The sequence below is a fragment of the Ruegeria sp. CDSC054 genome (assembly GCF_059610645.1).
In genome coordinates this window covers 145,759-163,990 of record NZ_JBXWOA010000008.1, presented here as the reverse complement: position 1 = coordinate 163,990, position 18,232 = coordinate 145,759, and the positions used below count along the sequence as shown (strand labels likewise).

Sequence of the window (18,232 nt, the reverse complement as noted above, 5' to 3'; positions counted from 1 at the left end):
GGTGTCATTTCAAGACTCGCGGAAAAAAGCGCCCGGAATCCGGTGGCGAGGGGTTGGCAATTGGTCCAATTCGTTGAATCTGTGCACGATCCCGCGATTGAACCAACCAAAAGGGCCCAGAAATGACAGATCCGGTGAAGTTGACGGCGGACCTGATCCGTTGCCCATCAGTCACACCTGAGGAAGGTGGCGCGCTTGTGTTGTTGGAGAAGCTTCTGTCCGACGCAGGGTTCGACTGCACCCGCGCGGACCGGGGCGATGTCAGTAATTTGTACGCGCGCTGGGGGCCGAAAGACCATCCGCGCAGCTTTGGGTTCAACGGGCATACTGACGTTGTCCCGGTGGGGGACGAAGCGGCCTGGACGATGCCCCCCTTTGGCGCAGAAATCCGCGAAGGTGTGATGTATGGGCGCGGGGCCACAGACATGAAATCCGGCGTGGCGGCCTTTTCGGCGGCCGCTGTGGATTTCGTGCGCGACACCCCCCCGGACGGGGCGATTATTCTTGCGATCACGGGCGATGAAGAGGCGGACGCGGTGGACGGAACTACGGCACTGCTTGATTACATGTCCGAGGCTGGAGAACACATGTCTGCCTGTTTGGTGGGCGAGCCGACCTGCCCAAACACAATGGGCGAGATGATGAAGATCGGGCGGCGTGGTTCGATGACCGCCTGGTTTACAGTGACCGGCGTGCAGGGGCATTCGGCCTATCCGCACCGGGCCAAGAACCCTTTGCCCGCCATGGCGCGTTTGATGCATCAGCTGGCCAGCCACGAACTGGATCAGGGATCGGACCATTTCGATGCCTCAACCCTGGCTGTTGTGAACATTGATACGGGCAACGCAGCTACCAATGTGATCCCGGCGCAATGTACCGGAGCGGTGAACATCCGCTTTAACGATCTGCACTCGGGCGCCAGCCTCAGTGAGTGGTTGCAGGTCGAGGCCAACGCCGTGGCTGAAACCTACGATGTCGAAGTCGACGTCAGGATCAAGATCTCAGGTGAGAGCTTTCTGACCCCGCCCGGCCCCCTGTCTAATCTGGTTGCGAAAGCGGTCGAGACCGAAACCGGTGTGCGCCCCGAGATGTCGACAACAGGTGGCACATCTGATGCGCGGTTTGTCAAAGACCATTGCCCAGTGGTTGAGTTTGGCCTTGTCGGCCGAACAATGCACCAGGTCGATGAATGCGTCGAGGTGGCGCAGATCGAGCAGCTCAAGGCGATATATACGCGCATCCTTCGAGATTATTTCGCCTGAACCATGCAGCGCACATTGGTCATCATGGTGAAAGAACCCCGCCCGGGTCGGGTCAAGACGCGGTTGGGGCGCGACATCGGCATGGTTGGTGCCGCGTGGTGGTTCCGCCATCAGACACGCGCGCTGATCCGGCGATTGCGGGACCCACGCTGGCAGATAGTGCTGGCCGTCGCTCCGGATCGAGAAGGCCTGACCAGCCGCATCTGGCCCGTTGATCTGCCCCGCGCGGCGCAAGGGCGCGGTGATCTGGGCGACCGCATGGGGCGCATGCTGCGCGGCATGCCGCGGGGACCGGTCTGTCTGATTGGCGCGGACATTCCCGGGATCACATCGCAGCATGTCGCACGGGCCTTCAAGGAATTGGGGCGGTCGCAATTCGTTTTTGGCCCTGCGCCGGACGGGGGCTATTGGCTGGTAGGGGCCCAACGATACGGGGCGTTGCCGAACAACTTGTTTCGTAATGTGCGCTGGTCTACTGAAACCGCACTGGCCGACACTCTGGCCTCAGTTCCGGGGTGCCGCGTAGGATTGCTGGACCATCTGCGCGACGTTGATACGGTGGCCGACCTGAGACCCTGAGCTTTTTGATCATGACGCCGTCGCATACCCGTGATAGGCCGGAAGTATGACTCGGATACCCACCAAGCAGGAGGTCCTCGATTGGATCTCGGCGAACCCCACCCTGACCTCGAAACGCGATATCGCCAAAGCCTTTGGTATCAAGGGCGCGGACCGGATCGATCTGAAACGCATTCTGAAAGAGCTAGAGGCCGAGGGGCATCTGGAAAAGCGTAAGCGCAGCTATCGCGACCCGGACCGCCTGCCACCGGTCAGCGTACTGCAGGTGAAGGCTCCGAATGCGGATGGCGACCTGTTCGCGCGACCTTTGGAATGGCATGGCGAAGGCGTCGAGCCCATTGTTCTGATCATCACCCGCGCCAGTGATCCTGCATTGGGAGAGGGCGACCGAATTCTGGCCCGCCTGACGGTGGTGCATGAGGAAGACCACAATTACGAGGCACGACTGATCCGCCGTATCGGAACCAACCCGCGCAAGATCGTCGGCATCTTTCGCAAAGGGGCCGAAGGCGGTCGGATCGTGCCAATCGACAAAGCCGGGCAGACCGAATGGCTGGTTGCGGACGGTGCCGTACTGGGTGCGAAGGACGGCGAGCTTGTCGAAGCCGAACAGGCCGGGCCAAAGAACCGCATGGGTTTGCCGCGTGCGCGTATCGTGGAACGGCTGGGCGATCCGTCTGCACCCAAGGCCGTTTCGCTGATCGCCATCCACCAGCATGGCATTCCGGATGATTTCCCCGACAAGGTGATTGACGAAGCTGACAAGTCCAAACCCGTGGGGCTGAAAGGCCGCGAAGATCTGCGGGACATGCCGCTGCTGACCATCGATCCGTCAGATGCGCGGGATCATGACGATGCCTGTTACGCCCATGCCGACGATGACCCCAAGAACCCTGGCGGGCATGTGATCTGGGTCGCCATCGCCGACGTTGCCGCCTATGTGCAGCCCGGTACCGCGCTGGATCGTGAGGCGCGCAAGCGCGGCAACTCCAGCTACTTCCCGGATCGGGTGGTGCCAATGCTGCCGGATCGCCTCTCTGGAGACCTGTGTTCGCTGCACGAAGGCGTTCCGCGCGCCTGTATCGCTGTGCGGATGCAGATCGATGCGGATGGAAACAAGATTGGTCATCGCTTTGTACGTGGTCTGATGCGTTCGGCCGCCTCGCTGCACTATGCCGAAGTACAAGACGCTATCGACGGCAATACAAATGACCGCACTGGGCTTTTGTTGGAACCTGTTTTGAAGCCGCTCTACTCCGCCTATGCCGCGCTCAAGAAAGCGCGGGCGGAACGGCAACCATTGGAGCTGGATTTGCCCGAACGCAAGATCGTTCTCGGCGACGCGGGCGAGGTTCAAAGTGTGGCCTTCCGTGACCGGCTAGATGCGCACAAGCTGATCGAGGAGTTTATGATCCTCGCCAATGTCGCCGCCGCCGAGACATTGATCGCCAAGCGCCGCCCGTTGCTGTTCCGCGTGCACGAGGAACCGGCGCAAGAAAAGCTGGAAAGCCTGAGGGAGACTGCTCAGGCTGCTGGGTTGAATTTGGCTAAGGGGCAGGTTCTGCAGACCCGACACCTGAATGCGCTGTTGAACGCGGCCGCCGGGACCGAGGATGCAGAGCTGATTAACCTGACCACCCTTAGGTCGATGGCGCAGGCCTATTACAACCCCGAGAATTTTGGCCATTTTGGGTTGGCATTGCGCAACTACGCGCATTTCACCTCTCCAATCCGCCGCTATGCCGATTTGATCGTGCACCGTGCGCTGATCACGGCGCATGGCTGGGGTGACGACGGGTTGACCGAGGATGAAATCGCGCGCCTTGATGAAACGGCCACGCATATCTCGGACACCGAACGCCGCTCAATGATGGCCGAACGGGATACGACGGATCGCTACCTTGCCGCATATCTGAGTGAGCGCGTGGGCAATGAATTCTCAGGCCGTATCAGTGGCATTGCCCGGTTTGGCGCCTTTGTGAAGATGGATGAAACCGGTGCGGATGGGCTGGTCCCCGTCCGATCACTGGGGCGCGAGTTTTTCCATTTCGACCGCGAAGCGGGAACACTGATGGGATCAGACACCGGCTTGATCATCGCCATCGGCCAGCGTGTCACCGTGCGCCTGACCGAAGCCACGCCGGTCACCGGAGGGCTAGAGCTGGAGCTGCTGTCTATCGATGATCAGGCCCTACCGCGGGGGCGGGGCGGGCCCACCAAGCGGGGTACACGGCGCAAGGCGGTCAGCACCAAGCGCAAGAAGGACAAGATCAAGCGCAAGGTCGAGCGCAAACGCCGTCAAAGGTGATACGTTAGCGCCCGAGCAATCAGCCAGCCGTGGCGGGTTTCGTCGATCTGATCCGGGTCATCAAACAAGATGGCCCGATTGCCATCGATCCGATCTTCGCCCGGAAAGGCGGTGCTTAAATCGCCCATCAGCCGGCTCTGACAATGCACGAACAACGCAAAGGACGCCGATTTGTGACCGCCCAAGCGGATGGTTGATCCCTTGGGGGCAAGATAGGCGGGTTGCCCCCAACGCAGCGCTTCATTCAATGGCTGCGCTTTGGGCAATGTCCCGGCTGTTGAAAACACCAGTTCACGCAAAGCAATCGCGCCCGAACGGGTATTTTCGGGGAGTGCTTCAAAGGCGGCCTGAACGGCGGGATCATTAAATGGTGTCATGCAGCGGTATCGCCTGTTCCATTCGGTCGATGTAATCGTTGAGCAGCCTATCTTGTTTGATCCGCCGGGTCAGCGGTGTTTCCACTGGTGTCGCGCGCATTGCGGCGAGCATTGGTCCAACGCTCAAATCTGCCGAGGTCGGTTTGTCGCCCAGAAGGTAGGGTGATTGCCACAGATAGGCGGATATCGCTTCAAGGTCCCGCTCTAGCCGATCCCGTCTCTCGACAGGTGAGAAACGGGCAACACCCTGGAATCCCAACCCCTGGACAACCTTTTTCCGGATGGAGTTCGAAACAGGTGTGCGGATCAAAGCGGGAATGACCGAAAAGAAGGTGTCGCGCAGAATTGGCCAGACCTCGTCATTGGCCCATCTGTCCATCACGACCTGAAAATAGATATGTTCCTCGGCCATGCGGATCAGCGCCCGCGCCTGCGCCTTTTGTACGTCGCTGAGCCCATGGTCGAAGTCCGCGCCCTGCGCCTCAAGCCAATCGCGAATAAGGTCGCTGTCCGGGACAAGACGCTCTGGCGTACGCAGAACAGGAAGCTTTTGATGGGGCATTTTTCGGGGGTCCAGCATATCGGACCGCTGCCAGCGTTGGCCCGCGTGTTCCAGCATATATGCGGCCTTGACGCAGAAGGGGCTGGCGCTGAACAGGCCGAAGGCAGAAGGGTAGATCAAAAGGGTCAGCATCGGGGGCTCCATTATCAGGGATGCCCGAGGGATACCTTTGCCTGATGACAGTTTCTGTCATCAGGTTTAGATTAACCTGCATTATGTCCCGAACCGCCCGTCTGTTCCAATTGATGCAAGCCTTGCGCTCTGGCCCTTCGCCAAGAACGTCCCAACAACTGGCGCAGGATCTGGGCGTGTCGCCGCGCACCGTTCATCGCGATATTGAGTCGTTACGCGGGCTTGGGGCGGTGATCGACGGTGAGGCCGGTTTTGGCTTTACCCTGATCGAAGACGCAACACTGCCGCCGCTTGGATTCACAGATGATGAGCTTGAAGCGCTGGTGTTGGGGTTGCGAGAGGTGCAGGCCATTGGCGACCCCGGTTTAGCGGATGCGGCAGGCAATGCGTTACGAAAACTTCAGGGACGCCTACCCCAGCGTCAGTCGCACCGGCTGACCCATGCCGTGTTGACAGCGACGCGGTTTGATCGCCCGGCCAAGCCCACCATCACGGTCGGGGACTTGCGACAAGCCACGTGGGATGAGCGCACGATCGAGTTTGCTTATACCGATGCCAAGGGCGATGACACCCGTCGTAAGGTGAACCCGCTGAGTATCGTCTATATGGATCGCTCCAACGTTCTGATTTCCTGGTGCCATCTGAGGCAGGATTTCCGGGTCTTCCGGCTAGACCGGATCCGCGAAATGTCCGTGACAGATGAAAGCTTTAGGCCGAACCGTATCCCCTTGCTGCGAGAAGCCCTTGCCCAGATCCGCGCACAGCACAAAGCAAAAGATCGCGAAGGGTCAAGCTGAACGCTTTGGAAAATTCCAATTCTGCGGTATTCTGAGGTTGAGCAGAAACCAGGAAAATTCGGAATGCGTAAATGCATAGGTGGCGTTATGACCGCCGCATTATGGGCATCCATTGTGCAGGCGGAATCTATCAATACTCTGGGCGGATCACAGGCCATACAGCTGGCGTCAGCTGGCGTGGCGATATCCATCCGGCCAGTTTTACGACCCTCAGCTAAGGAGTACCGGGTGTCGACGGAAGGAAACGCGCGGTTCCAGGCGTGGCTTGGAGCATTTCGTGAACGGGCGTCCGAGCGGGGGATATCAGCCTCAACACTGGACAGGTCGCTGGCAGGTTTGACCTACGATAAGGACGTGATCAGGCGCGACCGCAACCAAGCAGAGTTTTCGAAACCCATTTGGGAATACCTGGATTCCGCCGTTTCGGACACGCGGATCAGAAACGGCCAGACCGGGCTGGAACGTCACGGTGAAACGTTGGCCCGTATCGAAGCCAAATACGGCGTTGAAAAAGAGGTGGTAACGGCGATTTGGGGGCTTGAGACCTCGTTCGGGACCTATCGGGGCAGTGATCACACGATCCGATCACTGGCGACATTGGCGTTTGACGCACGACGCGCGCAGTTTTTCGAAACCCAGTTGATCGCCGCATTGCAGATCATTCAGGCGGGCGACGTCAGCCCGCGCAATATGGTGGGTAGCTGGGCTGGGGCGATGGGGCATACGCAGTTCATGCCAACCTCATTTCTGGACCACGCAGTTGATTTCGACGGGGATGGGCGGCGCGATATCTGGTCGGACGATCCAACCGATGCGCTGGCCTCGGCCGCCGCCTATCTGGCGCGGCATGGGTGGACCAAGGGGCAGCCGTGGGGCGTTGAGGTGACCCTGCCCAAAGGGTTCGACTATTCCACTGCAAGGCGGGATCACACATTGATGCCCTCACAATGGGCCGCACGTGGCGTGGTGGCGGCGAGTGGCGCCCACATTTCGGATCACGGACAAGCGGCAATTCTGTTACCCGCCGGAGGGCGGGGCGTCGCGCTGATGATCTTCGACAATTTCAAGGTGATTGAGGAATACAACGGTGCCGACGCCTATGTGATCGGGATAGGACACCTGTCTGACCGTCTTGCCGGACGGGGGGCGTTCCAAACCGAATGGCCGCGTGGTGACCGGGTGTTGAGTTTCACCGAGAAAAAGGAATTGCAATCCCGCCTGACCGAGGCTGGCTTTGATACCCAAGGCGTCGACGGGCGCACAGGGCCAAACACAGTCAAAGCTGTTCGGGCGTATCAATTGGCACAGGGGTTGCTGCCAGACGGATACGCCAGTCTGAACCTCTTGGAAGCGTTGCGGTGACAATGTAGGGGCGTTGATCTATTGCCTGGGTATGCACTGCGGATACTCTCTCAGGTATTGGCTGTGCAACCTCCCGACTACCGGCACTCACTACGATAGACGGGAGGTGGACCCAGCAGAAGAGCGGGTCGCGACGCCGGTAGAGGTAATACAATTAACCGAGTCGCATTCGCATACTTGAATCTGAATTACATCAAATCAAGATAATTATCGCGCGATAAATTTTTGGTTGTCGCGCGATACAAAATTACTTCTTTTTGCCGCTCGATTTGATCGAATCTAGTTGTGTTCAGGAATTGAGCTGTATCGATTGACGGGCAATTGCGACTCAGAAAGTGGGAAGGGGCGCATCCAGTGCGCCCCTTAAACCTGAATAGTAGCAATCTGGGCTATGACGCCGCCTTCATCAGACCCTGCGCGATGATCTCGGCCTGCGCCTCGTCCAGTGACTTGTGAATCCGCACGAACATCTCGTCGATTTCCGCAGGGGTCAGGACCAGCGGGGGTGAGATAATCATCCGGTCACCCACATGGCGCATGATCAGGTTGTTGGCAAAACAGCGGTCGCGGCAGATGTAGCCGACCGTACCGGGCTCGGACGCGAATTTGGCGCGGCTGGCCTTGTCCGGCGTCAACGCGATCGAGGCCATCATGCCGACGATCTTGGCCTCACCGACGAGTGGATGATCGGCCAGGGCCTCCCATTTCTCTTTCAGATAGGGGGCGGCCACGTCGCGGACGTGGTCGACGATGCCTTCTTCTTCGAGGATGCGCAGATTCTCTAGCGCGACAGCCGCCGCAACCGGGTGGCCGGAATAGGTATAGCCGTGATTGAACTCGGTGCCGCCGATCACCTCGGCAATCTCGTCATTCACAATGGATCCGCCGATGGGCGCGTAACCCGAACTGAGACCCTTGGCGATTGTCATGATATGCGGTTTGATACCAACTGTTTCGGACCCGAACCAGTTGCCTGTGCGTCCAAAGCCGCAGATCACCTCATCGGCGATCAAAAGGATATCGTATTTGTCGCAAATGCGCTGGATCTCGGGCCAGTAGGTATCGGGGGCAACGATCACCCCTCCCGCACCCTGCACGGGTTCGGCAATAAAGGCCGCGACGCGGTCTTCGCCCAGTTCCAGAATGGCTTCTTCCAGCTCACGCGCGCGGGCCAGGCCAAATTCTTCCGGCGCCATGTCGCCGCCTTCTGCCCACCAGTTCGGCTGGTTGATGTGGTGGATGTTCGGGATCGGGATGCCGCCCTGCGCATGCATGCCCGCCATACCGCCCAGCGAGGCCGAACCGACGGAGGACCCGTGATAGGCATTGTGGCGGCTGATGATGATGTTCTTGTCCGGCTGGCCCTTTTCGGCCCAGTAGGTGCGCACCAGACGAATGTTGGTGTCATTTGCCTCGGACCCGCCCGCCGCGAAGAACACATGGTTCAGATCCCCCGGCGCCAGTTCCGCGATCTTGGCAGCCAAAGCGATGGCCGGAATATGGGTCGTTTTGAAGAACGTGTTGTAATAGGGCAGTTCACGCATCTGACGGGCCGCAACCTCAGCCAGTTCATCGCGACCGTAACCGATATTGACGCACCAAAGACCCGCCATGGCGTCCAGAATCTCTTCGCCTTCGCTATCGGTCAGGTACACGCCTTTGGCACGAGTGATGACACGCGCACCTTCCTCGCTCAATGATCCGTTGGCCGAAAACGGGTGCATATGATGCGCCGCATCCAGCGCCTGCAATTCGGCGGTTGGCATGTGATTGGTGATGGTCGACATCAGAGAATCTCCTGCAAAAGGCGGTTACCCGTCACAATATGATCAAATTTTTTGCTGTCAATCGAATCGAGCTGAATCAGGCGCGGATCAAAGCGTCCGACATCAATTCCATACCCTGCTCAATGTCCTGAGCAGTTGCTTTCGCCACCTTTTCCGCATCGTTCGCTCGCAAACTTGCGATGATGTCCTTGTGTCGATCCGGCAGGCTATGTGTTCCGAATCGTCCGCAAACAACGCGTAGTGAGGGGCCGAACCGCAGCCAAAGCCTCTCGGCTAGATCGTTGAGAATTGGAGCATCCGCATGCGCATATAACGTTTCATGAAACTGGTGGTTCAAGCGCAGGTAACCACTGACGTCGCCGTCTGTGATGGTCTGATCCAATCGCTGATCAAGCTTCTCGAGCTGATCGATATCAGCAGGCTTTAAATTTGCGGTTGCCCGTTTGGAAAGCTCTGATTCTATTGATATTCTGGCAAAAATCATCTGCTCGACATCGGTGCCCGACAATAACGGCACGCTGACCCGTCGATTGCCCTGAAACACCAGCGCGCCGTCCGAAATCAGCCGCCGGATCGCCTCGCGGACGGGGGTCATTCCAACCCCGAGCGATTCGGTCAAACCCTGTATCGTGACGGGTTGTCCCGGGACCAGATCACCGTACATGATCTGAGATTTCAGGGTTTGGTACACCTGTTCATGAGCCGGTCTTTTTCCCTCATCCACCTTCGAGCTGGATGCTTTATTTTTGATCAAATCCAAGTGGTTTACCCTGTTTCGCGTGGTGTCGACTTGCCAGACGCCTGACCTCGTGAAACCATACGATGGATCGGGGGAAAACGCAAAACTTGATCAAATCAAAAAAAACGGGAGAATACCCGTACACTTGCAGGGAGAGAAATATGTCAATCAAAACGCTGACGATGACAGCGATTGTCGCGCTGGGGACTTCGGCGGCTTTTGCCGAAGAGGTGCGCGTCTACAACTGGTCCGACTATATCGACGAGGATCTGCTGAAAAAATTCGAAGAAGAGACAGGGCTGACCCTGATCTACGACGTGTTTGACAGCAACGAGGTTCTGGAAACCAAGATGCTGGCCGGTGGATCAGGCTATGACGTGGTTGTGCCGTCGGGCACGTTTCTACAGCGTCAGATTCAGGCTGGCGCTTTTCAGGAACTGGACGAAGCAAAGCTTTCGAATTCAGGAAACCTATGGGACGTGATTCAGGAACGTACCGCAGGCTATGACCCGAACAACGCCTATTCGATCAACTACATGTGGGGGACGACCGGCCTCGGCGTTAACGTTGGTAGGGTTAAGGAAGTGCTGGGCGATGACGTTGCTCTGAACAGCATGGACTTGGTTCTGAAACCAGAGAATATGGAAAAGCTGGCCTCGTGCGGCGTCCATTTCCTGGACGCTCCGGCCGAGATTATTCCGATGGTGCTGCAGTATATCGGTGAAGATCCGGACAGCCATGACACCGATGTGATCGGTAAAGCCGAAGAAGTCCTGGCTGGCGTTCGCCCGCATATCCAGAAATTCCACAGCTCGGAATACATCAACGCGCTGGCAAATGGCGATATCTGCGTAGCTGTCGGTTGGTCAGGTGACATCCTGCAAGCGCGGGATCGCGCGGCCGAGGCCGAAAATGGCGTGGAAATTGAATACCACCCATTCGCTGAAGGTTCGCTGATGTGGTTCGACCAGATGGCCATCCCGGCGGATGCTCCGAACCCGGAAGGCGCACACCAGTTCTTGAACTTCATTCTGGACGCCAACAACATGGCTGCCGCATCGAACTATGTGTATTATGCCAATGGCAACAAGGCTTCTCAGGAGTTCCTTGAGGAAGACGTGATTGGTGATCAGGCAATCTATCCGAGTGATGCCACGATGGAGAATCTCTACATCACGACGCCTTATCCCGTCAAAACGCAGCGGAGCGTGACCCGCCTGTGGACCAAAATCAAATCGGGCACCTGAACCGAAGTATCTGAGCAAGGCGGCCCGACCGCCTTGCCCTTTCAATCAGACCGTCGAAACGGGGGCCGCCTTGAACACAAACGTCTTTGCGCCGTGGGAAGATCCACAGGCGAAACCATTGATCCAATTCCAGAATGTGACCAAACGTTTTGGCGGATTCACGGCCATCGACAACCTGTCACTGGACATATTCGAACAGGAATTCTTTGCTTTGCTCGGTCCATCTGGCTGCGGCAAGACGACCATGATGAGGATGCTGGCAGGGTTTGAAAAGCCTACCGAAGGGCACATCATGCTGGGCGGGCAGGACATCGACCCGATCCCGCCAAACAAGCGGGCTGTGAACATGATGTTCCAGTCCTACGCGCTGTTTCCGCACCTCAGCATCTGGGAGAACATCGCCTTCGGTCTGCGCCGGGACAATATGCCCAAGCGGGATCTTGAAGACCGCGTGGAAGAGATGTTGCGCCTGACCCGGCTTGAGCAATTCGCCCGCCGTAAACCGCACCAGATTTCTGGTGGCCAACGGCAGAGGGTCGCGCTGGCACGGTCACTGGCAAAAGCGCCAAAACTGCTGTTGCTGGACGAACCCTTGGGTGCGCTGGACAAAAAACTCCGGCAGGACACTCAGTTCGAGCTGATGGACATTCAGGAAAAGACCGGCACCACCTTTGTGATCGTAACCCATGATCAGGAAGAGGCGATGACTGTTGCCAGCCGCGTCGCCGTGATGGATCAGGGCAAGCTGATGCAGGTATCGACGCCGGACAGGATCTATGAAAACCCCAACTCAGTCTATGTCGCTGACTTTATTGGAGATGTGAATATCATCGAAGGCCGGGCGACCGCGAACGGCGATGAAGCCTACCAAATCGACTGGGCTGAGGGGCAATCGCCGCTGACCGCAACCTCGTCGACAGAATTCTCGAACGGGCAAAGCTGCCATCTGGCGATCCGCCCCGAAAAGGTGACGATCTCGGCCGACCGCCCGGCGGATGCCATCAACGCGGTTCAGGGCAAGGTGCTTGACATTGCCTATCTGGGCAACCTGTCCACATACTACGTCGAGCTGCCGAATGGCACCATCATCAAGGCGCAATCGGCCAACACGCGCCGAATCTCGCGCCGTTCGTTTACTTGGGAAGACCCGGTCTGGCTGTCATGGACGGCAACGGCTGCGGTTTTGTTGGCAAACTGATGCGCCGCGCCCTTCTGATCGCTGTTCCTTATGTCTGGCTGCTGGCCCTGTTTCTGATACCGTTTTTTATCGTTCTGAAGATTTCGCTGTCGGATGTCGAACTGGCGATCCCGCCATATACGCCGACACTGGATCTGTCGCAGGGTTGGTCTGGGATAACCGACTTTTTCAGCCAGTTGGATTTCGAAAACTTCGTCTGGCTGACCGAAGATGACCTTTACTGGAAAGCCTACCTGTCCAGCGTCAAGATCGCTCTGATCTCGACGGTTCTGACGTTGCTGGTGGGTTATCCGATTGCCTATGGAATGGCCCGTGCGCCAGCCGAATGGCGCCCGACGCTGATGATGCTGGTGATCCTGCCGTTCTGGACTTCGTTCCTGATCCGCGTTTACGCGTGGATGGGAATTCTCAGCAATGAAGGCTATCTGAACCAGATTTTGTTGTGGCTGGGTATCATTTCGACCCCGCTGACCATTTTGAACACCAACACTGCCGTCTACATCGGTATCGTCTACACCTATTTGCCCTTCATGATCCTGCCGATTTATTCGTCGTTGGAGCGCATGGATGAATCCCTGATCGAAGCAGCCGAAGATCTGGGCTGTTCCCGTCTGAAGGCGTTCTGGCTGGTGACTATACCGCTGTCGCGCCCCGGCATCATTGCCGGCTGTTTTCTGGTGATGATCCCGGTGATCGGTGAATTCGTGATCCCGTCGCTGTTGGGCGGGTCCAGCACGCTAATGATCGGCAAGGTGCTGTGGGAAGAGTTCTTCTCAAACCGCGATTGGCCGGTGGCCAGTGCCGTTGCCGTTGTGTTGTTGCTGATCCTCGTGATCCCGATTGTGCTGTTCCAGCGCAACCAGCAGAAACAGACGGAGGCCGAGCAATGAACAGGCTGAGTTGGTTCAACGCGGTGTCTCTGACACTGGGCTTTGCGTTCCTCTACATCCCTATGGTCATCCTGATCATCTTCAGCTTCAACGAAAGCAAGCTGGTCACAGTATGGGCAGGGTTCTCGACCAAATGGTACGGTGAGCTTGCCCAGAATGAGGCATTTCTGAACGCGGCCTGGGTGACAATACGGGTTGCGGTGTTCTCATCCACATTGGCCACGGTTCTTGGCACCGCTGCCGCATATGTTCTGGTCCGTGGCGGGCGGTTTTTTGGCAGGACACTGTTTTCCGGAATGATTTACGCACCTCTGGTAATGCCCGAAGTGATCACCGGCCTGTCGTTGCTGCTGCTGTTTATCGGTATTGGACTGGATCGGGGCATTCTGACCATCGTTCTGGCCCACACAACCTTTTCGATGTGCTTTGTGTCGGTCGTCGTGTCCTCGCGCCTTGTGACATTTGACAAGTCGCTGGAAGAGGCCGCTTTGGATCTGGGATGTTCGCCAGCGCAGGCGTTCCGTCTTGTGACACTGCCGATCATTGCGCCCGCGGTGATTTCAGGCTGGCTGCTGGCTTTTACCCTATCGCTGGACGATCTGGTTATCGCGTCCTTTACCTCGGGCCCGTCGGCGACAACGCTGCCGATCAAGATATTCTCGGCCGTGCGTCTGGGCGTCAGCCCCGAGATCAACGCGCTGTCTACCATCATGATTGCAGTCGTCACGGTTGGCGTCATCACCGCCTCGCTGGTGACGAAACGCGCAATGGTTCGGCAAAAGCAGGATGAACTTGCCGCTGCGCGCACCGAATGAAACGTCTTTTTCCGAACTACACCTATGGGCCTGGACCCCGTCAGAACTGCTGGTGGGATCAGACAATTTCGGCACCTGATTGGCCGACCCATAAAGGTGATCTGAACGTTGACGTCGCAATCGTCGGCGGCGGCTTCACGGGGCTTTCGGCAGCCCTGCATCTGGCCGAGGCAGGTGTGAAAGTTGCGGTTCTTGAGGCCGCAACCCCGGGGTGGGGTGCCTCGGGCCGGAATGGAGGATTTTGCTGTCTCGGAGGGTCTAAGCTGAGCCATGCGGCTTTGGTCCGTGGGTTTGGTGCTGAGGCTGCGCAGTCGTACGAACAAGCGGAAGAAGACGCTGTTCAGCTTGTCGCAGATTTGTTGGAACAGCATCAGATCGACGCCGATACCCATTCGAAAGGGGAAACCCAACTGGCCCATTCGGCACGGGCGATGGAAAAGCTACGTCGTAACGCAGAAGCATCAGGTGTCTTGTACGATTCTGATGACCTGCAACACCTGGGTCTGGGCGGTTCCTTTCATGGTGCCTATACAAATCCGGTTGGTTTCGCTCTTAACCCTCGAAAGTACCTGTTTGGCTTGGCAGGTGCGGCCCAGGCGCGGGGCGTACAGCTTTTCCAGAAATCGCCAGTTGAAACCATCAGGAAAGCTCAGGCCGGGTTCGATATTGAATCCGGATCAGGTCAAATCCGCGCCACGAATGTTCTGATTTGTACGAACGGATACTCCAGCGAGGATATGCCGCCCTGGTTGTCGGGACGATACATGCCCGCGCAATCCACGGTTCTGGTGACCCGGCCATTGTCAGACGCTGAGTTGCAAGCGCAGGGGTGGACTTCGGAGCAGATGTGTTATGACACCCGAAACCTGCTGCACTATTTCCGCCTGATGCCTGATCGGAGGTTCCTGTTCGGCATGCGCGGAGGGTTACAGTCGTCCCCTCGGGCCGAGGCCGCCATTCGCCGGACAATGCGTCGGGACTTTCAGGCCATGTTTCCAGAATGGAAAGATGTGGATGTGACCCATATGTGGTCCGGAATGGTGTGCCTGTCGCGCAAGCTGACGCCTTATGTCGGGCCGGTTCCCGATCAACCCGGAATGTTTGCCGCCTTTGCCTATCACGGGAACGGCGTTGCCATGGGGACGTATTGCGGGCGCGCCCTTGCCCGCGTGGTTTTGGATAAACAGACCGAGTTGCCCGCGCCGATTGCACAGCCGCCGGGACGGTTTCCTCTTGGGTTCTGGCGGCGCGCCTTGATGCCGCCCGCCTATGCTGCGATGGCAATCGCGGATCGGTTATCGCTCTAAAGCGCGGCGACTTCCAGTTCGAGCGTTTGGGCATAATCCGCAGCCCCGTTTTCGATGCGCCACAAACAGTAGGCAGCCATGCGCCACGCATACCACGGGCGCAAATCCCGGTATCGCGCGATAGTTTCATCGTGACCATATGCAGCCAGAAACCGCTCTTCCTCGGCGCCGCTTAGGGGTGCGCCCCGGTAAAGCCGTTGCATGGCCGGGGAAAGGAACATTGCAATGTCCTCGCTCGGATCGCCCCAAGCCGGGCACTGCCAGTCGATCAGGGTTATGCCAGTCGGCGCGACAAGGATGTTTCCGGCCACGGTATCGCCATGGATCAGGCATGTGTGTGCGGTCGCGGGCACATGGCCTTTGGGGCGCAACTGCGCGAGCCGTGCGCGTGTATCAGAGGTGCAGACGCTGAGAATACGTTCGGCATGTTCAGCCAGATCCCTGCTGCCATTGCAGCCATCCGGCGCTTGGACCGAAACATCAAGCCTATGCAATTCACGCAGCAAACCGGCGACACTCTCAGGCCCTTCTTGCCACGGTGATCCGGGGGCGTGATCGTAGAACACCCAATGGCCTGTATCATGTGTTCCGGTCGCACGCAGGCGGGGAACAAATCCGGTGGGCTCAAGGGCGCGCAGGCATTGCGCTTCGAGTTCGGGATCGTTGCGAAACAGTGGATTGCGCGGTGTAGCGCGATACAGCTTCAGAACCTTGTCACCGCTGCCACCCAGTACTTTCCAGACCTGATTTGTTCGCCCGCCATACAACGTTTGAAACTCTGCGCCGGGCTGAACAAGGCCACGGGCGCGCAGATCGTCGATCAGATCAGAAGGGGGGTGGGTTGGGGCAGGCAGGAGTTTCACCAATGCAGTTAGCGAGTCGAATCTGCCAAGGTTTGAACTGTCCTGCCCGGCAGATCAAGTTCCGGCTCTGACCCCGGTTACCATCGTGGCAGCGACAACCTGCCCGCTTTCGAGGGTCAGCATAACCTGATTGTCCGTAACCTGAGCTTCGACAACTTCGCCATAGGTCTCTGCCAGCTGTGTCGATAACAGCTCGTCGCCATCATAACTTTCCAGTGTGGCCGAGTAACTCCCCGCCGCCAGAGGCTGCCCATCGCTTCCCTGACCAGTCCAAACTGTTTTATCGTCGGTCGTGGAAACAGCCACACGATCGACAACGGCACCGTCACTGTCGCGGATGACTATGACTGCCTTGTCAGCCTCGGGTGCAGGTGTAGCAAACAGCGTCACAGGCTCGCTCTCATATTGGAAAGCCGCGGGCGCTCGAACGTCCATCCCGATCCATTTGCCGAGTTTGGTTAGATTTGCACCACCCAGCGCCTGTCCAAGTGTCGCCAACAAATCATTTGTCTGAACTTGTTGTTCGACCATCGAGAATTGCGCCAGTTGCGATGCATATTCTGAGGCATCCAATGGTTTCAAAGGATCCTGATTCTGGGCCTGTACGGTCAGCATTGTAAGGAATGTCTCAAAGTCTGACGCCAGACCTGTTTGCTTTGGCGCGTCTTTGTATTGCGCTGTGGCTGACGGTTGGGCGTTGGGTTGGGTCGGGGTAATCAATTTCACAACCTCATGTCGATGCGGCCAACGGGGCCGGTTTTGGGAATGGGTGACGCGTTTGAAGAGGAATCGGTGAGTTGCGCGGTCTCAGCACGCGATCCTTTCTGCTGGCCGGCCTGGTTCTGCTCGGCGTCTTCGGATGTCCCAAGGTCAATTGACAGATCGCCCAAGCCAAAATTTTTGAACTCTTCTTCCAGCACCGCCAAATGACGCCGTATCATCTCGAGGGTTTCCGGGCGCTCGGCGGAAATTGTCAGATGCAATCCGTCATCGCGACCGTTCAACATGATGGACACTCGCCCCAGTTCTTCGGGGTTCAGCGCGATCTCAACTGAACCGGATTTCGGCTGAGTATTGATGACGGCCGCCATTTGCCCGGCGACGGCGCGCGCTGTCTCGGACCGGGCAGTCTGTGCCATGACTTGCGTAGAAGATACCGAATCCCGACCCGCCGAAACGGGCGAATCTGCTCTGAGGGCGTGAACGTCTTCCACCTCGTGAAATGCTGTCGCTTCAGTCTGAGCTCGGGTTTTTTCCGGCGCGAACATCTGCAATTGAGCGATGCTTGGTGCGCGATCCGGGTTGGTCGTTTGTTGAGGTGCAAGATTGCTTTGCGGCGGACGTTGCGTTTCACGCTGGTGCCGCTCTGGATGAACGGTCAGGTCTGCGGTCTCTTTTGGGGATATACCCACAGGTTGAAACACAGAAGTCGCGAGGTTCGCCTGCCCCCGTGTTGCCATTGGTTGTGACGCGGGCCTCAAAGCCGCGTTGTGCCGAAAATCCGGGGCGACTTTGTGCGAACCATTGATGCCTGCATCCGGTCTATCGACAGTGTTGGCCTGGCCGGTTTGCTCGGTTTCAGGCACTTTCGGACTGCGCGCGTCGGGTAACGCAGCTGACACGGGTGTTTCGGTGGGATCGCGTTTTGTGTTCACTTCAAGGCGCGTGTCCAGAAGGGGTGTCCGCTCACTCTGGTTGCGATCAGCGGACACTTCTGCATCTTCAAGCAAGACAGCCTCGTCCGTTTCAACGTCCACGTCCAGTTCAGGTTCAGCGCCTTTGAGAGCGGCTGCTTTTTCTTTGTTCTCACCTTTGTGTTGATTGAGCACGGCCTCAAACGTAGCGCCACTTTCATCCCCCTGCTCGGGATTGATTCCGTGGGGTTTGGCGGTTGCGGTTGGCGAGGATGACATCACTGAAAGAGGGTTGGGCATTATGCTCCGACTCCGGTTGTGTGACCGGAAACCTGCCTGCAGGAAGTTACGTTTATTTTAACTGCTTTCGCTT

At 57.7% G+C, this 18,232-nt stretch carries 18 protein-coding genes; 11 read left to right on the top strand and 7 right to left on the bottom strand.

All coding sequences use genetic code 11. From position 1 onward, the window contains the following. Window positions 1–122 precede the first annotated feature (122 nt). From dapE to rnr, 3 genes are read left to right on the top strand one after another with little or no spacing between them, the layout of a single operon-like run. Complete coding sequence (dapE, locus tag AC2FGC_RS16165) at window positions 123–1,262, top strand: succinyl-diaminopimelate desuccinylase (RefSeq protein ID WP_496726523.1); 1,140 nt, start codon at window positions 123–125, stop codon at window positions 1,260–1,262. A gap of 3 nt (window positions 1,263–1,265) precedes the next feature. Then, window positions 1,266–1,841: a TIGR04282 family arsenosugar biosynthesis glycosyltransferase gene (locus tag AC2FGC_RS16160; RefSeq protein WP_496782875.1), complete on the top strand. Its 576-nt coding sequence runs from the start codon at window positions 1,266–1,268 to the stop codon at window positions 1,839–1,841. Window positions 1,842–1,887: 46 nt separating this feature from the next. Further along, complete coding sequence (gene rnr, locus AC2FGC_RS16155) at window positions 1,888–4,149, top strand: ribonuclease R (protein WP_496726525.1); 2,262 nt, start codon at window positions 1,888–1,890, stop codon at window positions 4,147–4,149. Here rnr and AC2FGC_RS16150 read toward each other — a convergent pair. Further along, the gene (locus tag AC2FGC_RS16150; RefSeq protein ID WP_496726526.1) at window positions 4,140–4,526 is read right to left on the bottom strand and encodes a DUF1801 domain-containing protein; all 387 of its coding nucleotides are present in this window, start codon (window positions 4,524–4,526) and stop codon (window positions 4,140–4,142) included. The genes rnr and AC2FGC_RS16150 overlap by 10 nt on opposite strands. Then, window positions 4,513–5,220: a glutathione S-transferase family protein gene (locus AC2FGC_RS16145; RefSeq protein ID WP_496726527.1), complete on the bottom strand. Its 708-nt coding sequence runs from the start codon at window positions 5,218–5,220 to the stop codon at window positions 4,513–4,515. Before AC2FGC_RS16145 ends, AC2FGC_RS16150 begins: the two co-directional genes overlap by 14 nt. A gap of 83 nt (window positions 5,221–5,303) precedes the next feature. Between AC2FGC_RS16145 and AC2FGC_RS16140 the strand changes: the two genes are divergently transcribed. The 3 genes from AC2FGC_RS16140 (at window position 5,304) to AC2FGC_RS16130 (ending at window position 7,379) form a co-directional block, all read left to right on the top strand. Continuing rightward, window positions 5,304–6,017 carry a helix-turn-helix transcriptional regulator gene (locus tag AC2FGC_RS16140; RefSeq protein WP_170563635.1) on the top strand — a complete coding sequence of 238 codons (714 nt, stop codon included), beginning with the start codon at window positions 5,304–5,306 and terminating at the stop codon, window positions 6,015–6,017. Between the two features lie 71 nt (window positions 6,018–6,088). Beyond that, window positions 6,089–6,235: a hypothetical protein gene (locus AC2FGC_RS16135; protein WP_496768705.1), complete on the top strand. Its 147-nt coding sequence runs from the start codon at window positions 6,089–6,091 to the stop codon at window positions 6,233–6,235. Continuing rightward, a complete protein-coding gene (locus AC2FGC_RS16130; protein ID WP_496782905.1) occupies window positions 6,195–7,379 on the top strand; it encodes a lytic murein transglycosylase in 1,185 nt (394 codons plus the stop codon). The genes AC2FGC_RS16135 and AC2FGC_RS16130 overlap by 41 nt, the downstream gene beginning before the upstream one ends. Window positions 7,380–7,768: 389 nt before the next feature. Here AC2FGC_RS16130 and AC2FGC_RS16125 read toward each other — a convergent pair whose 3' ends face one another. Continuing rightward, window positions 7,769–9,166, bottom strand: a complete 1,398-nt coding sequence (locus AC2FGC_RS16125; RefSeq protein ID WP_496726529.1) for an aspartate aminotransferase family protein — start codon at window positions 9,164–9,166, stop codon at window positions 7,769–7,771. Between the two features lie 76 nt (window positions 9,167–9,242). Next, complete coding sequence (locus tag AC2FGC_RS16120; RefSeq protein WP_496726530.1) at window positions 9,243–9,926, bottom strand: GntR family transcriptional regulator; 684 nt, start codon at window positions 9,924–9,926, stop codon at window positions 9,243–9,245. Window positions 9,927–10,066: 140 nt separating this feature from the next. On the opposite strand from AC2FGC_RS16120, the gene AC2FGC_RS16115 reads away from it, so the two are divergent. The 5 genes from AC2FGC_RS16115 (at window position 10,067) to AC2FGC_RS16095 (ending at window position 15,362) form a co-directional block, all read left to right on the top strand. Continuing rightward, complete coding sequence (locus AC2FGC_RS16115; protein WP_496782873.1) at window positions 10,067–11,152, top strand: polyamine ABC transporter substrate-binding protein; 1,086 nt, start codon at window positions 10,067–10,069, stop codon at window positions 11,150–11,152. A 70-nt stretch (window positions 11,153–11,222) separates the two neighbouring features. Continuing rightward, window positions 11,223–12,350, top strand: a complete 1,128-nt coding sequence (locus AC2FGC_RS16110; protein ID WP_109310740.1) for an ABC transporter ATP-binding protein — start codon at window positions 11,223–11,225, stop codon at window positions 12,348–12,350. After that, window positions 12,350–13,240: an ABC transporter permease subunit gene (locus AC2FGC_RS16105; RefSeq protein WP_108861206.1), complete on the top strand. Its 891-nt coding sequence runs from the start codon at window positions 12,350–12,352 to the stop codon at window positions 13,238–13,240. The genes AC2FGC_RS16110 and AC2FGC_RS16105 overlap by 1 nt, the downstream gene beginning before the upstream one ends. After that, the gene (locus AC2FGC_RS16100) at window positions 13,237–14,055 is read left to right on the top strand and encodes an ABC transporter permease (protein WP_058272596.1); all 819 of its coding nucleotides are present in this window, start codon (window positions 13,237–13,239) and stop codon (window positions 14,053–14,055) included. The genes AC2FGC_RS16105 and AC2FGC_RS16100 overlap by 4 nt, the downstream gene beginning before the upstream one ends. Continuing rightward, the gene (locus tag AC2FGC_RS16095; RefSeq protein ID WP_496782871.1) at window positions 14,052–15,362 is read left to right on the top strand and encodes an NAD(P)/FAD-dependent oxidoreductase; all 1,311 of its coding nucleotides are present in this window, start codon (window positions 14,052–14,054) and stop codon (window positions 15,360–15,362) included. Before AC2FGC_RS16100 ends, AC2FGC_RS16095 begins: the two co-directional genes overlap by 4 nt. Here the strand turns inward: AC2FGC_RS16095 and AC2FGC_RS16090 are convergent. Genes AC2FGC_RS16090 through AC2FGC_RS16080 form a run of 3 tightly spaced genes read right to left on the bottom strand, consistent with a single transcriptional unit; the run spans window position 15,359 to window position 18,159 of the window. Further along, window positions 15,359–16,225 carry a phosphotransferase family protein gene (locus AC2FGC_RS16090; protein ID WP_496782869.1) on the bottom strand — a complete coding sequence of 289 codons (867 nt, stop codon included), beginning with the start codon at window positions 16,223–16,225 and terminating at the stop codon, window positions 15,359–15,361. The genes AC2FGC_RS16095 and AC2FGC_RS16090 overlap by 4 nt on opposite strands. A gap of 54 nt (window positions 16,226–16,279) precedes the next feature. After that, window positions 16,280–16,951 carry a flagellar hook capping FlgD N-terminal domain-containing protein gene (locus AC2FGC_RS16085; protein ID WP_496782867.1) on the bottom strand — a complete coding sequence of 224 codons (672 nt, stop codon included), beginning with the start codon at window positions 16,949–16,951 and terminating at the stop codon, window positions 16,280–16,282. Next, window positions 16,948–18,159: a flagellar hook-length control protein FliK gene (locus tag AC2FGC_RS16080; protein WP_496782865.1), complete on the bottom strand. Its 1,212-nt coding sequence runs from the start codon at window positions 18,157–18,159 to the stop codon at window positions 16,948–16,950. Before AC2FGC_RS16080 ends, AC2FGC_RS16085 begins: the two co-directional genes overlap by 4 nt. Window positions 18,160–18,232 lie beyond the last annotated feature (73 nt).